General features: G+C 44.8%; 17 protein-coding genes. 12 read left to right on the forward strand and 5 right to left on the reverse strand.

The features are described from left to right. Positions 1–140 precede the first annotated feature (140 nt). The 5 genes from A3738_RS17025 to A3738_RS17045 all read left to right on the forward strand — a co-directional run bounded on the left by A3738_RS17025 (position 141) and on the right by A3738_RS17045 (position 5,452). On the forward strand, positions 141–728 hold the full coding sequence (locus A3738_RS17025) for an ANTAR domain-containing response regulator (RefSeq protein WP_068502952.1): 588 nt from the start codon (positions 141–143) through the stop codon (positions 726–728). An 8-nt stretch (positions 729–736) separates the two neighbouring features. Further along, on the forward strand, positions 737–1,786 hold the full coding sequence (locus A3738_RS17030) for a CmpA/NrtA family ABC transporter substrate-binding protein (RefSeq protein WP_068502949.1): 1,050 nt from the start codon (positions 737–739) through the stop codon (positions 1,784–1,786). Positions 1,787–2,184: 398 nt separating this feature from the next. Beyond that, positions 2,185–3,501 (forward strand): CmpA/NrtA family ABC transporter substrate-binding protein, encoded by a 1,317-nt coding sequence (locus tag A3738_RS17035; protein WP_369819818.1) that lies wholly within the window; start codon positions 2,185–2,187, stop codon positions 3,499–3,501. An 86-nt stretch (positions 3,502–3,587) separates the two neighbouring features. Next, complete coding sequence (locus A3738_RS17040) at positions 3,588–4,571, forward strand: ABC transporter permease (protein ID WP_082869133.1); 984 nt, start codon at positions 3,588–3,590, stop codon at positions 4,569–4,571. A 17-nt stretch (positions 4,572–4,588) separates the two neighbouring features. Next, a complete protein-coding gene (locus A3738_RS17045) occupies positions 4,589–5,452 on the forward strand; it encodes an ABC transporter ATP-binding protein (protein ID WP_068502941.1) in 864 nt (287 codons plus the stop codon). 97 nt (positions 5,453–5,549) lie between these two features. On the opposite strand, the gene A3738_RS17050 is transcribed toward A3738_RS17045, so the two are convergent. The 4 genes from A3738_RS17050 to A3738_RS17065 all read right to left on the reverse strand — a co-directional run bounded on the left by A3738_RS17050 (position 5,550) and on the right by A3738_RS17065 (position 8,643). After that, a complete protein-coding gene (locus A3738_RS17050) occupies positions 5,550–5,801 on the reverse strand; it encodes a TIGR03643 family protein (protein ID WP_068475967.1) in 252 nt (83 codons plus the stop codon). Positions 5,802–5,873: 72 nt separating this feature from the next. Beyond that, on the reverse strand, positions 5,874–6,386 hold the full coding sequence (locus A3738_RS17055; protein WP_068502937.1) for an MOSC domain-containing protein: 513 nt from the start codon (positions 6,384–6,386) through the stop codon (positions 5,874–5,876). A 38-nt stretch (positions 6,387–6,424) separates the two neighbouring features. Continuing rightward, complete coding sequence (locus A3738_RS17060; RefSeq protein WP_068475965.1) at positions 6,425–7,555, reverse strand: PilT/PilU family type 4a pilus ATPase; 1,131 nt, start codon at positions 7,553–7,555, stop codon at positions 6,425–6,427. Between the two features lie 53 nt (positions 7,556–7,608). Beyond that, the gene (locus A3738_RS17065) at positions 7,609–8,643 is read right to left on the reverse strand and encodes a type IV pilus twitching motility protein PilT (RefSeq protein WP_068475964.1); all 1,035 of its coding nucleotides are present in this window, start codon (positions 8,641–8,643) and stop codon (positions 7,609–7,611) included. 167 nt (positions 8,644–8,810) lie between these two features. Between A3738_RS17065 and A3738_RS17070 the strand changes: the two genes are divergently transcribed. The 3 genes from A3738_RS17070 to A3738_RS17080 are packed head-to-tail and all read left to right on the forward strand — an operon-like array spanning position 8,811 to position 11,736. Next, on the forward strand, positions 8,811–9,515 hold the full coding sequence (locus A3738_RS17070) for a YggS family pyridoxal phosphate-dependent enzyme (RefSeq protein ID WP_068502934.1): 705 nt from the start codon (positions 8,811–8,813) through the stop codon (positions 9,513–9,515). A 59-nt stretch (positions 9,516–9,574) separates the two neighbouring features. Then, positions 9,575–10,405 carry a pyrroline-5-carboxylate reductase gene (gene proC / locus A3738_RS17075; RefSeq protein WP_068475962.1) on the forward strand — a complete coding sequence of 277 codons (831 nt, stop codon included), beginning with the start codon at positions 9,575–9,577 and terminating at the stop codon, positions 10,403–10,405. Positions 10,406–10,437: 32 nt separating this feature from the next. After that, positions 10,438–11,736 carry a CinA family nicotinamide mononucleotide deamidase-related protein gene (locus A3738_RS17080; protein ID WP_068502930.1) on the forward strand — a complete coding sequence of 433 codons (1,299 nt, stop codon included), beginning with the start codon at positions 10,438–10,440 and terminating at the stop codon, positions 11,734–11,736. Positions 11,737–11,801: 65 nt separating this feature from the next. On the opposite strand, the gene A3738_RS17085 is transcribed toward A3738_RS17080, so the two are convergent. Further along, a complete protein-coding gene (locus tag A3738_RS17085; protein WP_068502282.1) occupies positions 11,802–12,083 on the reverse strand; it encodes a pyrimidine/purine nucleoside phosphorylase in 282 nt (93 codons plus the stop codon). 105 nt (positions 12,084–12,188) lie between these two features. Between A3738_RS17085 and A3738_RS17090 the strand changes: the two genes are divergently transcribed. From A3738_RS17090 to A3738_RS29430, 4 genes are all read left to right on the forward strand, one after another. Beyond that, positions 12,189–12,824 (forward strand): histidine phosphatase family protein, encoded by a 636-nt coding sequence (locus tag A3738_RS17090; protein WP_068503002.1) that lies wholly within the window; start codon positions 12,189–12,191, stop codon positions 12,822–12,824. 65 nt (positions 12,825–12,889) lie between these two features. Continuing rightward, complete coding sequence (locus tag A3738_RS29425) at positions 12,890–13,327, forward strand: hypothetical protein (RefSeq protein WP_082878558.1); 438 nt, start codon at positions 12,890–12,892, stop codon at positions 13,325–13,327. Continuing rightward, complete coding sequence (hemN, locus tag A3738_RS17095; protein WP_082878557.1) at positions 13,328–14,290, forward strand: oxygen-independent coproporphyrinogen III oxidase; 963 nt, start codon at positions 13,328–13,330, stop codon at positions 14,288–14,290. A 16-nt stretch (positions 14,291–14,306) separates the two neighbouring features. Beyond that, a complete protein-coding gene (locus tag A3738_RS29430) occupies positions 14,307–14,489 on the forward strand; it encodes a hypothetical protein (RefSeq protein ID WP_068763385.1) in 183 nt (60 codons plus the stop codon). The last annotated feature ends 5 nt before the right edge of the window (positions 14,490–14,494 follow it).

Raw genomic sequence — 14,494 nt, forward strand, 5'->3', positions numbered from 1 at the left:
TGTGTACAAGTTTGACCGCATCAAAAATCAATCACTTAGCGTGCATTTAATGCATGGTCTATTTTTTGCTGCCTGTTATGCACGTGAGCGAGCATCAAGACTCGTAGCGAGTAAGTTGTCCGTGAAAAGAGTCCCAAGGTATGTCCTCAGAATTAAGTATTCTACTTATTGACGAAGACTTAGATCGTGCTAGTGAGGTGGTATCCGCCTTAGAAAAATCGCGATATAAAATTCGTCATATGGCGCAGCCAAACGCTACCTTACTGAAGGAGGTAGATGCCTGGCAGCCAGATATCATTGTGATTGATATCGAATCTCCTACTAGGGATATGCTTGAAAGTCTAAATATGATTTCAGCATATAACCCTAAGCCTGTTGTGATGTTTTCTGATGCAGAAGACGAAGATCTAATCAATGAATCCGTGAAATCTGGCGTAAGTGCGTACGTGGTGGGTGATACCGATACTAGTCGGTTAAGACCTATTCTTGATGCGGCCGTGGCCCGATTTAATGAATATCAAAGTCTCAAAGAAGAGCTGACTCAAACCAAGAATGAGTTAGAGGCGCGCAAGCTTATCGATCAAGCCAAACGTTTGCTTATGGAGACCAAAGGTCTCTCTGAGCAAGAGGCTTTTAGTAGCATGCGCAAAACTGCCATGGATTCAGGGCAGAAACTTGAAGATGTTGCGAAAACGATTATCTCAATTATGAAAAATATGAATTTTTAGGTGTATTCATGCGATCAACACAAAAACAAGAACTAAAGCTCGGATTTGTTGCTTTGACAGATTCGGCGCCACTTATTGTCGCCAAGGAATACGGTTTTTTTGAAGAACAAGGCTTAGATGTCACGCTTCAAAAGCAAAATTCATGGGCGACACTCAGAGACAAGCTGCACGCTGGTGTTCTCGATGCGGCGCAAATGCTTGCGCCTATGCCGTTGGCGAGTGGCTTAGGTTTAGGTTGTCGGCCTTGCGAGGTCATCGCTCCCTTTGTGTTGAGCTTAAACGGGAATGCAATAACGATTTCCGAAGGTTTATATCAGGAGATCCTTGCGGTATCGGGCTTATCAGAGTTGCCTTTGCCTTTATCAGCAAAGTTATTGTTACCTGTTATTGCGCAAAGAAAAGAAGCGGGTCTTAGCAAATTGAAATTTGCAGATGTCTTTCCCTATAGCTGTCACCACTATCAGTTACTGGACTGGTTAAGTGACGGTGGGGTTGAGTTAGATGATGTGGATTTGCTGACCGTGCCGCCGGTCAATATGGTCGATTTTCTCGAGAGTGGAGAAATTGACGCTTTTTGTGTTGGTGGCCCATGGAACGCAAAAGCTGTGCGTTCGGAGATCGGTTTGACTGCGTTGACCTCTTTCGATATCTGGGAAAACCAGCCTGAAAAAGTCTTGGGTGTAACGAAGAAGTTTGCGTCTGATAATCCAGATCTGGTTCGTTCTTTGTGTACTGCTTTGGCGCAAGCTTGCTCTTATTTAGAGAAAACGCCAAATCGTTTTGAAGCCGCACGTCTCATGTCGAGAGCAAATTATTTAGATGCGCCAATTGAAGTGATTGCGCCTTCTCTTATCGGTAGCTGTTTAACGCATCGATTTTTACCGCCGAGAGTTGTTCCTTCGTACAATCAATTTAGTGATGCTGCAGTCGATATTAACAAGCCGACGCGCGAGCAAGGGATATGGCTTGTAAATAAAATGCTAAAAGCAAACCAGATCACTGATCGAGAAGCGGCATATGCTGTGGTGGACAAGGTATTTACCGATAGCTACTTGTGATCAAAAGCTGAAGATAAAGGCGCGCACACTTGGTGCGCGTTTTTGTTTTAGCTCCTTACTCTGGTGCAAGTAGTTGGTGGGGCAAGAGTGATATGGCCGTAAGTTATTGAAATTTATAGCTTTATAAAGTTGGCCTTTCTTTTGCAATAGATAGGTTACGGATTGCCCGTAAGGCGTAATCTCAGAGAACAACCAAAATTAGAGAGTTGCTGCGAAGGTGCGGCAATAATCAGGCAATGATGCCCGCACAGTCTTTCAAGATCTGGAAGACTGTGCGGGTTTTTTTTTGGCGAAAGAACTGGAGACAGTCGGAGTAGAGCATGAAAAAAACAGGATTTTTGAGTTCATTGAAAACCAAGCTAGCGGTGATGTCAGTCACCGTTGCTGCTGCAGGTGCAATGATCAGTACTTCTGTGACAGCACAAGAGTTAGGATGGCCAGAAAAAGAAGAGTTGAAATTTGGCTTCATTAAATTGACGGACATGGCTCCATTAGCTGTTGCGTATGAAAAAGGTTACTTCGAGGACGAAGGTCTTTACGTTACCTTGGAAGCACAGGCGAACTGGAAAGTATTGCTAGACCGCGTGATCGACGGCCAGCTTGATGGTGCTCATATGTTGGCAGGTCAGCCACTTGGTGCAACGATTGGTTTCGGTACGCAGGCGCACATCATTACTGCCTTCAGCATGGATTTGAATGGTAATGCGATTACCGTATCAAACGATATTTGGTCACAAATGAAGTCGAATATTCCTCACGAAGATGGCAAGCCAGTGCACCCAATCAAAGCTGACGCACTAAAGCCTGTTGTTGAAAAATATCAGAGCGAAGGTAAGCCATTTAACATGGGTATGGTATTCCCAGTATCGACGCACAACTATGAGTTACGTTACTGGTTAGCTGCTGGTGGTATTCACCCTGGCTATTACGCACCACATAAAGGTGATACCAGCGGTCAGATTGATGCAGATGCATTGCTTTCGGTTACTCCACCACCACAAATGCCAGCAACGATGGAAGCCGGCACTATTTATGGTTACTGTGTGGGCGAGCCGTGGAACCAGCAAGCAGTATTTAAAGGTATTGGTGTGCCAGTTGTAACGGATTACGAAATTTGGAAGAACAACCCAGAGAAAGTTTTCGGTGTGAGTAACGAGTGGGCAGAGAAATATCCAAATACGCATGCTCGCGTTGTAAAAGCGATGATCCGCGCAGCAATATGGTTGGATGAGAACAACAACGCTAACCGTCCAGAAGCGGTAAAAATCTTATCTCAAGCAAACTACGTTGGTGCTGACTACGAGGTTATTGCTAACAGTATGACGGGTACGTTTGAGTACGAGAAAGGCGATAAGCGTGAGATTCCAGACTTCAACGTATTCTTTCGTTACAACGCGACTTACCCCTACTACAGTGATGCAATTTGGTATCTAACACAGATGCGTCGTTGGGGGCAGATCTCTGAGCATAAGTCAGATGATTGGTACATGGAAACGGCTAAGAAAGTATATCGTCCAGATATCTACGCGACAGCAGCCAAAGCATTGATCGAAGAAGGTAAAGCGAAAGCTTCTGATTTCCCTGAATTCGATTCAGAAACTGGCTTTAAGCCACCTCAAACACACTTCATTGACGACCACGTTTACGATGGTTCAAAACCAAATGAGTACTTGCAGAAGTTCCCAATAGGTTTGAAAGGCAAAGACTTAATTTAAGCCTTAACGAAGTTAGCACATAGCCTAATTTGCCGAGTGCATAGTCCTCGCACTGGGCAAGTTTTATAGGCATAAAGGAGAAAGATATGTTTAAACAAGCGGTGATGCCTACTACTGGTGGATTAAGCCAAGTAGGTGAAAAATTGAAGCAGCTCTCGACTGCACTCGCATTACCCTTGCTTGGGTTAGTATGTTTTTTAGGTCTGTGGAACGCTGCAGCACAAAACATCGATACCTCGCTAGGCCAATTCCCAGGCCCTGTTCAAGTATGGGAACAATCAAAGAATCTATTGAATGAACATCAGGCAGAGGTTGCTAAGGCAGAAGCCTTTTATGAGCGACAAGAACAACGCAATGAAGCGCGTATGGCAAAAGATCCAGACTACGTGCCTAAAATCCGCCCTTATACAGGCGCACCAACGTTCTTCCAGCAAATTTGGACGAGCTTAGGTACGGTTGCAACTGGATTCTTTATCGCATCAATTATCGCCGTGCCATTAGGGATTTTATGTGGCTTGAGTAAATCGGCATATGCTGCGATTAACCCTTTAATTCAGTTATTTAAACCGGTGTCACCGCTTGCGTGGTTGCCATTGGTAACAATGGTCGTGAGTGCTGTGTATGTATCAAACGACCCAATGTTTTCGAAATCCTTTATCACTTCAGCTGTCACGGTATCGTTGTGCTGCCTATGGCCAACGCTGATCAATACCGCAGTGGGTGTTTCTAGTATTGATAAAGATCTTATAAATGTGAGTAAGGTTCTGCGTTTGAACCCAATCAATCACGTTATAAAAATTGTTATGCCGTCATCGATTCCAATGATTTTTACGGGCCTTCGTTTGTCATTAGGTATTGGTTGGATGGTACTGATTGCTGCAGAGATGCTCGCTCAAAACCCAGGCTTAGGTAAGTTTGTTTGGGACGAGTTCCAGAACGGTAGTTCAGCGTCACTCGCACGTATCATGGTAGCAGTGTTAGCGATCGGTATTATCGGATTTTTATTAGACCGTTTGATGTTAGTTATCCAAAAGCAAGTGAGCTGGGATAAGAGCGCAACATTACGTTAAGCGCAGGAGGATTTAAGATGAGTACAGGACATTTAGAATTATCAGGCGTTGGTATTGATTTCCCTTCACCTAAAGGGCCATTTACAGCCTTACAAGACGTAAACTTAAAGATTGAGAAAGGCGAGTTTGTGTCTCTTATTGGTCACTCAGGTTGTGGTAAATCAACGGTACTGAACATTGTTGCAGGCCTGCATCAAGCGACAACTGGCGGCGCTATTTTGGATGGCAAAGAAGTGAATGAGCCAGGCCCAGAGCGTGCAGTTGTATTCCAAAACCACTCTTTATTACCTTGGTTGAGCGTTTACAAAAATGTTGAGCTAGCGGTGAAACAAACAAGTAACGGTCGCAGTAAGGCTGAGATGAAAGACTGGGTGCATCATAATCTTGAATTAGTGCACATGACCCATGCCTTGGATAAATTACCTTCTGAAATTTCCGGTGGTATGAAGCAACGTGTTGGTATCGCACGAGCTTTGGCGATGGAGCCAAAAGTATTGCTCATGGATGAACCTTTCGGTGCACTCGATGCGTTAACACGGGCTCACTTGCAGGATTCTCTTATGGAGATTCATGCCGAGCTTGGTAACACAGTTATTATGATCACGCACGATGTTGACGAAGCTGTTCTATTGTCTGATCGCATTGTGATGATGACTAACGGACCAGCGGCAACGATTGGCGAGATCTTAGATGTGAAACTAGATCGACCTCGTGATCGTTTGGCGTTGGCAGATAATCCTGAGTACAACCACTATCGTCATGAAGTACTTACCTTCTTATATGAAAAACAGAAAAAAGTTGAGTCTGTCGATAAGCATAAGAAAAAAGAAGAGTCTTCTGAGAAGGTCGTTACAGATCAAACCGATTCGAATGCAGCATAGTTGCTGATTGATTCACTCATTACGAGTTTGCTTATCAGAGTAAATTGTCTCGTGTTCTTGCCCACTTTAACGTGGGCATTTTTTTGCCTGTTAATTACTAGCGTTGCTTGTACTGTGTGGAGCAATACCCTCGAGAGATGTCTGGGTTACGGAGTTTCAAATGCTTCGTGGTGCGCGATGACACACGCGTGCGCCAATGACGAAAGCTAGAAGGTTTAAGTTGACGGCGCATGAATCGAATGACTTCCGATTCATTCATGTCATATTGATGTTTGATGGCTTCAAAGGGGGTGCGATCTTCCCATGCCATTTCAATGATTCTAGAGATATCTTCGGCTGATAGAGCCATACACGCCTCGCTCAATTATTTGAAAGGTATACGTGTAGGAATCAAAAGAGGTTTATGATCTATTGCGGGTGTCTAAAACAATTCTCGTTGAAGTTGTGTTACGCGAACTTCATCGCCAATTTTAAGTTCACCGCCTTGAATCACTTTTGCGCAATAGCCGCCTCTGCCATACATCGCGAGTAGAGTCCCTTTCCCCAATGATTTTTCCATACGAGAACAGGGATGGCAGTGCGCGCCTACTTCTACAATCGCATTACCTATCTGTAGAAGCTGATAGCGCATCGCGTGCAGGCTCATGCCAGAGATGACGATATTTCTGCGCAGAATAGATGGGTCAATTAATGATCTATTTAGTAGGGTGCTGAGTGCTTGAATATCTTCGGCGTTGATCAGTGTGATTTGTCGTGCAGAGCCATTAGCGCGTTTAGCGCTATGGTCGCCTTGGAGGCCTCGATCTGCCTTGGCATAGACCTGCGATACGGTTTTAATATCGGCTTTACGAGAAGGTCGCAAACCAATCCATTCAATCCGGCCAGACTGTGCACTATCCATGTATTTCGCTAATAGTCTGGCTTGGGTTTTCATGTCTTTCTTACTACTTCAAGGTAATGCGTTGCACGTGCCTACACTAAACCATCATCTTGAATCGAAAGCCGTTGTGTATTGCTCGAAAGCTCATCAGGGCTTGATGCGTCAGAACCAAGTTTAATCAGAAGACGCAAGTCGTTCGCAGAGTCAGCATGCGCCAGTGCGTCTTCGTAGGTGATTTCGCCGGCAGCGTACAGGTCATAAAGCGCTTGGTCAAAGGTTTGCATTCCGACATCGCGAGATTTTGTCATTATCTCCTTCAGTTTATGCACTTCTTTCTTACGAATAAGATCTGCACAAAGCGGTGTATTCAGAAGTACTTCAATTACCGCTCGACGACCAGTGCCATCGGGAGTCGGTACAAGCTGCTGCGCGACAATGCCTTTCAAGTTTAACGACAGGTCCATCCAGATTTGGTTGTGCTGCTCCGGAGGGAAGAAGTTAATAATACGGTCCAATGCTTGGTTCGCGTTGTTGGCGTGTAGGGTCGCGAGACACAAGTGACCTGTTTCTGCGAAAGTTACCGCATACTCCATTGTTTCTTTACTACGGATCTCACCGATCATGATGACATCAGGTGCCTGACGTAATGTGTTTTTAAGCGCAACCTCGAAAGACTCAGTATCGATCCCCACTTCGCGCTGCGTAACGATACAGCCCTCGTGTTGGTGAATATATTCAATAGGGTCTTCGATCGAAATTATATGGCCTTTACTGTTTCGATTCCGGTGACCAATCATCGATGCGAGAGAGGTCGACTTACCAGTACCCGTTGCGCCCACAAAAATAATCAAACCGCGTTTCGTCATTGCTAGAGAGTTAATAACTTCTGGAAGCGCGAGGTCTTCAATACGTGGGATATTCGTTTCGATACGACGCAGCACCATACCGATAAGGTTACGTTGAGAGAATGCGGATACACGAAAACGACCAATTCCTCGTGCACTGAGGGCATAGTTACATTCGTTTTTTTCAGTAAATTCGTCGCGTTGTTTGTCGTTCATGGTGTCAAAGACAATCTCACGACACATTTCTGGTGTCAGAGATTGCTTTGTGACAGGGACGATCTTGCCATGGATTTTAATGCTAGGTGGAACGCCTGCTGTGATAAAGAGGTCTGAGCCTCCTTTTTCAACCATGATTTTTAAGAGTCGATCAAAGTCCACGTTTTCTTCCTTAACTTGTCTTGCATCCGATAAATAAACTTATCGGCTAATTCTTAGAAATTTTCAGGGATTTTTGCTTTTTCGCGTGCTGTATCGCGATTGATATGGCCTTTGCTAAGCAAGTTTTGCAAGCACTGGTCGAGCGTCTGCATACCAATGCTGGCCCCTGTTTGTATTGCCGAGTACATCTGTGCAACTTTATCTTCACGAATAAGGTTACGTATCGCTGGTGTACCAATCATGATTTCATGTGCGGCAACACGACCACCATTTGATTTCTTCAACAGTGTCTGCGAGATAACGGCTTGTAGAGATTCTGAAAGCATGGAACGAACCATAGCTTTTTCTTCCGCTGGGAATACATCAACGACACGGTCAATTGTTTTGGCAGCAGATGTGGTGTGGAGAGTGCCAAATACTAAGTGACCTGTTTCTGCAGCGGTTAGTGCCAATCGGATGGTCTCAAGGTCACGAAGCTCACCAACTAGAATAATATCGGGGTCTTCACGAAGTGCCGATCGCAGTGCTTCGTTAAAGCCTAAGGTGTCACGATGTACCTCACGTTGGTTCACGAGACATTTCTTACTTTCGTGAACAAATTCTATTGGATCTTCGATGGTCAGAATGTGGTCGTAGCGATTGTCATTAATGAAATCGATCATTGCCGCTAGCGTTGTTGATTTACCAGAACCGGTTGGGCCGGTTACCAGTACGAGACCACGAGGTACCTCAGCAATGTCTTTAAATACTTGCGACATACCCAAGTCTTCCATGGTTAATACTTTGGAAGGGATGGTACGAAATACTGCGCCTGCGCCACGGTTTTGGTTAAATGCGTTAACACGGAAACGTGCGACACCAGGTACTTCAAATGAAAAGTCGGTTTCTAAGAATTCTTCAAAATCTTTACGCTGCTTGTCATTCATAATGTCGTAAATCAGGCGATGCACTTCTTTGTGTTCCATCGCTGGTAGATTGATACGACGTACATCGCCATCAACACGAATCATGGGTGGTAAGCCTGATGACAAATGTAAATCTGATGCGCCTTGCTTCGCAGAGAAGGCGAGCAGTTCGGTAATATCCATGAGAACCCTCTATAGGACTAGATTTTCACTAGAGTAAAAATCTCATCTTGTTAAACTTATTGAGATAATTAGTTGTTGCCCATACGGCTCAGAAATGTTCTAAGCCTTGATAGGTATGGCTTTCAGAGAACTTAACCCCTAACACCACTATCTTATTGATTAGCATAATGTTTAGCATAGCAGACAAGCTCCAGAGCGTTAGTTTAAGAATACAAAAAGCAACAATTCGGGCTGAGAGAGAAAGTGGCTCGGTTCAGTTACTCGCTGTGAGCAAGAAACATACAGCTAAGTCGGTGATCGAAGCCTATGAACAAGGGCAACGATTATTTGGGGAAAATTACCTGAGTGAAGCCCTTGAGAAGCAAGAAGAGATCTTGTCATTAGCACCTGAAAAAGCAGGCAGCATTGAATGGCATTTTATTGGTCCGATTCAATCGAATAAAACACGTCCCATCGCTGAAAGCTTCGCGTGGGTGCATGGTGTCGACCGCCTAAAAGTGGCAACACGATTGAACGATCAAAGACCAGAAACATCGGAAGCGCTTAATGTATGTATTCAAGTGAATATCGATCAAGAGGAAACGAAGTCTGGAATCTCTCTTGATGAATTGGATGCATTAGCCGAGCAGATTTCGGGTATGGATAAATTATGTTTGCGCGGAATTATGGCGATTCCGAGTGCAAGTGCCGATAACGAGCAATTAGCGAAAAGCATGCACGCTTTACATCAAGCAAAAGATCGGCTCGCTGCACGTTATTCTTCAGTTGATACCTTATCGATGGGGATGTCGAAAGATTTAGAGTTGGCTATTGAGCATGGTTCAACCATGGTACGTGTAGGCACTGATATATTTGGTGAAAGAAAAAATTAGGATTAGAAGCTCGATGAGTCATCGTGACTTTTAATTTCCACGAAAACGGGAAACAAAGAATGAAGTTAGACGAACTGAATATTAGTTTCATCGGTGCTGGCAATATGGCAAGCGCGATTATCGGAGGTTTGATTGAGAATGGCGTGAGCCCAAAGCGTGTGACCGCAAGTGATCCAAGCCAGGATAAGTTGACGCAGATGGCTGAAACGCTTGGCATTAGTACAACCACTGATAATGTCGAAGCGGTACGTGCTGCTGATATCGTATTGTTATGTGTGAAGCCGCAGGTCCTCGAGGCGGTGATTGCACCGATGAAAGACGCTTTGGCCGCGCAATCTCCTGTAGTGGTGTCGATTGCAGCAGGAATCGAAGTTTCAAGTTTGCAGAAATGGCTAGGTGAAGACATTGCGATTGTACGCGTGATGCCAAACACGCCTGCTCAAGTATTAGAGGGCGCAAGTGGTTTGTATGCGACTGAGAAAGTCAGTGCCGAGCAAAAGCAAGCGGTTGAAGATGTTTTTGCTGCAATAGGTGTTGCAAGATGGGTCGCCTCAGAGGAGCTGATTCACGCGGTCACGGCAGTATCAGGGAGCGGTCCGGCATATTTCTTTTTGATGATCTCCGAGATGGCGAAGGCTGCTGAGAAACTTGGCTTATCCACAGAAGATGCGAAGCAATTAGCTGCACAAACAGCACTTGGGTCAGCCAAAATGGTGCTCGGAAGTGATCTGCCAGCAGAACAATTAAAGAAAAACGTCATGTCGCCCGGCGGCACAACTGAACGTGCTATTCATGTTTTCGAAAATGAAGGTCTGCCTCAGCTGGTTGAAAAAGCGATGACAGCGTGTGCTGATCGCTCTATTGAAATGGCAGCGCTTCTCGGTAAATAACTATATTGCGCTGCGTATCGTCAGAGAATTCTATGAGCAACGAACAACAATCTATAAAGCTCTCTTTGCTATTAACAGGCAATGAGTTAATGAGTGGTGACATTGTCGATAGCAATTCGGCAATGTTAGCTGAAGCCCTTAGCCCCTTTGGTTGCACGATTTACTACAAGGCAACTGTTGGGGATGACTTAGCCTTGCTTGAGCAGGAAATAGCGCGCATTGCGGGTTTTTCTGATGTGCTTGTTGTGAATGGTGGTTTGGGGCCAACTGTTGACGATCTCACAGCACAAGCCCTAGCCAATGTTATGCGCGTTGATTTGCTTGAACATCCGCAGGCAATGGCGGACCTTGAACAATGGTGCAAAAGTAAAAATATTGCCTTCAATGCAGCCAACAAAAAGCAGGCTATTTTGCCTGACGGGGTAGGTTTAGTTCCTAATGCCACAGGTTCAGCTGTTGGCTTTTCTGCTGAGATTAATGGATGCACTGTTTACTGCACACCTGGAGTCCCATCAGAACTGAAAACAATGTTTAGTGAGGAGATTCTCCCGCGTTTACCTTTAGACTCGAATGCCAAAGTGAAGCGACAACGATATCGTGTTTTTGGAATGGGTGAGTCAGGCATTCAAGAGCGTGTTTTTAAGAGTGGTTTGAAACTTCCAAAAGAATTGGAGCTTGGGTTTCGCGCTTCATTGCCAATGTTGGAGTTAAAGCTCCAAGCAAATCATGAGCAAGACTATGCGTTGCTCGAGCATTTTTCTGAACAAGTGGAGCAATTATTTGGCGCGCATATTGTGACCGATGATAATCGCAGCATTGCGCATGTCGTGAAAGATTTATTGTTAGCGCAAAGCAAACGTGTGACCTTTGCCGAGTCATGTACGGGCGGACTGATCAGCTCTATGATGACCGAGCTTGATGGCGCTTCGGGCGTATTTGATGCTGGCTTTGTTACTTACTCCAATGAAATGAAGCAGAAGATGCTCGGCGTCGAAGAAGCGACATTAATTGCACATGGCGCGGTTAGCCAAGCGGTTGTAGAACAAATGCTATCAGGCGCCTTGGATCGAAGCGGCGCTGATTTAGGTGTCGCGGTATCAGGAATAGCTGGGCCTCAAGGTGGTACAACAGATAAACCTGTCGGTACTGTATGGGTGGCGTGGGGAAGTAAGAGTGAGATAAAGGCACACTGTTTCTACTTTCCAGTAGACAGAAAACGCTTTCAAATACTCGTTGCGGCCTTGGGTTTCGATCTATTGCGTCGTGAGCTGATGCAAGTCAATGAAGAAGCGGCATATTTCAAAGAACGTAGCTTAAAGAACAAGAATTAGTGCGCTGGAAATGAAAAATTATGGGCCGCGTAGATTTGCGACCCATAGGGCACGAGTTTAATTACTTACTCGTATTTGCAAAGATAAGCAGTATCCGTCGGGACGACTAGATCGAAAGACTGATTTGCTTCAACTTCAAATGTTTGGCCATCTGTGAAGCTGACGAATTCGTCGCTATCAGGCAACTTAACTTGAAGCTCGCCAGCGACAACAGTCATGTATTCTTTTTGGCTTGTGCCGAAGGTGTATTCACCGGCAACCATTACACCTACTGTTGCAGGTAGATCTTTGCCTTCGAATGCGATTGATTTTACTTTGCCGTCAAAGTACTCATTAACTGATAACATGCTGATTCTCCAAAATTAACGTCAACTACGCGAGCGCGAGTGGCCAAAAAACTGGCGCGTAGTATACGCGCAGCTTGCTCAAATGCCGAACAAAATCGACGAAACATGATGAATACAGAAACGATTATTGACCTGATACGACACGGAGAGCCTGAAGGTGGGCAAAAACTTCGTGGCACGCTTGATGATCCACTCTCAGAGCTAGGCTGGGAGCAAATGCGAACATCCGTAGGTGAGCATTCTCCTTGGGCAAGTATTGTCTCGTCGCCTTTATCGCGATGTCGTTATTTTGCCGGTGAACTGGCAGATAAACTGTCGCTAGATCTCGATATCAATGCAGAGTTTCGTGAAATTGCATTTGGCGAGTGGGAAGGCCTCACCAATAAGCAATTGATGGAAGGAAACAAAGAGGCGTTTTCTAAGTACTGGCAAGATCCCGAGAACAATACGCCTCCTGGCGGAGAACCGCTCAGTCAGTTCGTGACACGAGTACATGGTGCTTGGGAAGATCTGGTTGAACAAAGTAAAGGACAACACCGCTTGTTGGTGTGCCACGGCGGCGTCATACGTGCCATTCTGACTCACGTATTAGGCATGCCAACCAGTAAACTTTGGAGCTTTGATGTGCCTTATGCAAACGTGAGCCGCATTATTATATATCATTGGTCTGAACCGAAGAGTGAAGGTGACCAAGAACAAAGTGCAGCGCAGCTGCGTTTCCATCAAACTAGGTTGATTTAGATCAAGAGAACAAGCCTGCAAACTAGGTAGACTGCGCCAAGATACTTTTTTTGCAGGCTACTTTCGTGATAAATGCTGATCAACTCAACGATTTTCTCTTACGGTATGAAGGTTATGGTCCTCGTTATACTTCATACCCGACGGCGCTGCATTTTCGTGATGACTTCCCATTAGGTAGTTATCTTGAGCAGGTGACTGAGAGTAATCAGCACCCAGTTCCTAGAAGCTTGTCCCTTTATATTCACGTGTCGTTTTGTGCATCGCTTTGTTATTGCTGTGGTTGCAACAAAGTGGTGACTCGAAATATGTCTAGAGCGGATGAATATATTGAATTGCTAAGTAAAGAGATCGCTTTAAAAGCGCCATTATTTGAAAGTGGTCGCTTAGTCGAACAGATTCATTTTGGTGGCGGCACACCGACCTTTATGAGCACTGATCAGATCAAAGAGATCCTAGAGTTACTCGCACAATCTTTCCATTTTGGACTTCCTCAAAAGCTTTAGATGGGCATCGAAATCGACCCACGAAGCGTCACAGTAGATGACATCGATGAACTAGTGGGCCTAGGCTTTAATCGCTTTAGTTTTGGTATTCAGGTCTTTAATCCAGAAGTACAAAAAGCGGTGAACCGTGAACAAAGTATTGAACAAATCGAGGCGCTTGTAGCGCGCGCTCGTGCTTTGGGTGTCAGCTCCATTTCTTTTGATTTAATTTATGGATTACCGAAGCAGACTCGTGCTTCATTTGATGAAACACTGAAAGAAGTTTTGCGGATTAAGCCTGATCGCTTAGCGCTTTATAACTACGCGCATATGCCAGATAGAATGCCTGCTCAGCATTTGATCAATGCAGAAGAACTTCCATCGAGTGCAGAGAAGATTCATATTCTCAGTGACAGTATTGTTGGCTTGGGTGATGAAGGGTATAGCTATATCGGAATGGATCACTTTGCTCTGCCAAGCGACAGCTTAGTGAAAGCACAAGAAAACGGCTCGTTGCAGCATAACTTCCAAGGTTACTCTACGCATGCTGAAACAGGCTTGATCGGCCTTGGGGTGAGCGCTATCTCTAAGGTGAATCACAGCTTTAGTCAAAACGTGACTAAAATATCTGAGTACAGAGAGCAGTTAGCAAATGATGAATTACCGCTCTACAAAGGACTGATTATGTCGTCTGATGATATCGTTCGATCAGACCTTATTCAGCGGATTATGTGCGGTGAATTTATTAGCAAGGCTGCATTTGGTAACGAACATTTGATTGACTTCGATACATATTTTAAACGAGATTTAGAAAATCTATCTCAGTTTGTCAAAGATGACTTGGTGCTGTTAAACAATGACGGCATCCAAGTGACCGAACTTGGTCGCGTATTTTTAAGAAATATTGCGATGACGTTTGATCATTATTTGGCAAGAGGAGAACAACAGAATGTTGAAATACCTCGATACAGTAAAACAGTATAAATAAAAACGAGCGGTTATGGATCAGGGAATAAGACTAGCTACGATTAGCGACTTGAAACGTGGTGAATGTGCGCTTGGAAAGTTGTGTTTACCAGTAGGTGTGAATCCTGCTCAGATGGCATCGCTAGAAGAAATTGTTGATGCGGGAAGGGTTTACCATGAAGGTGAACGCGTCTACTCAGAAGGTCAAAATTTTTAGTATGT

The organism is Oleiphilus sp. HI0066, assembly GCF_001635725.1.

Bases quoted from the DNA above. Each gene is read 5' to 3' on its own strand.
- A3738_RS17025 (WP_068502952.1), top strand. From the start codon at position 141: ATGTCCTCAGAATTAAGTATTCTACTTATTGACGAAGACTTAGATCGT.
- A3738_RS17030 (WP_068502949.1), top strand. From the start codon at position 737: ATGCGATCAACACAAAAACAAGAACTAAAGCTCGGATTTGTTGCTTTG.
- A3738_RS17035 (WP_369819818.1), top strand. From the start codon at position 2,185: ATGATCAGTACTTCTGTGACAGCACAAGAGTTAGGATGGCCAGAAAAA.
- A3738_RS17040 (WP_082869133.1), top strand. From the start codon at position 3,588: ATGTTTAAACAAGCGGTGATGCCTACTACTGGTGGATTAAGCCAAGTA.
- A3738_RS17045 (WP_068502941.1), top strand. From the start codon at position 4,589: ATGAGTACAGGACATTTAGAATTATCAGGCGTTGGTATTGATTTCCCT.
- A3738_RS17050 (WP_068475967.1), bottom strand. From the start codon at position 5,801: ATGGCTCTATCAGCCGAAGATATCTCTAGAATCATTGAAATGGCATGG.
- A3738_RS17055 (WP_068502937.1), bottom strand. From the start codon at position 6,386: ATGAAAACCCAAGCCAGACTATTAGCGAAATACATGGATAGTGCACAG.
- A3738_RS17065 (WP_068475964.1), bottom strand. From the start codon at position 8,643: ATGGATATTACCGAACTGCTCGCCTTCTCTGCGAAGCAAGGCGCATCA.
- A3738_RS17070 (WP_068502934.1), top strand. From the start codon at position 8,811: ATGTTTAGCATAGCAGACAAGCTCCAGAGCGTTAGTTTAAGAATACAA.
- proC (WP_068475962.1), top strand. From the start codon at position 9,575: ATGAAGTTAGACGAACTGAATATTAGTTTCATCGGTGCTGGCAATATG.
- A3738_RS17080 (WP_068502930.1), top strand. From the start codon at position 10,438: ATGAGCAACGAACAACAATCTATAAAGCTCTCTTTGCTATTAACAGGC.
- A3738_RS17085 (WP_068502282.1), bottom strand. From the start codon at position 12,083: ATGTTATCAGTTAATGAGTACTTTGACGGCAAAGTAAAATCAATCGCA.
- A3738_RS17090 (WP_068503002.1), top strand. From the start codon at position 12,189: ATGATGAATACAGAAACGATTATTGACCTGATACGACACGGAGAGCCT.
- hemN (WP_082878557.1), top strand. From the start codon at position 13,328: ATGGGCATCGAAATCGACCCACGAAGCGTCACAGTAGATGACATCGAT.
- A3738_RS29430 (WP_068763385.1), top strand. From the start codon at position 14,307: ATGGATCAGGGAATAAGACTAGCTACGATTAGCGACTTGAAACGTGGT.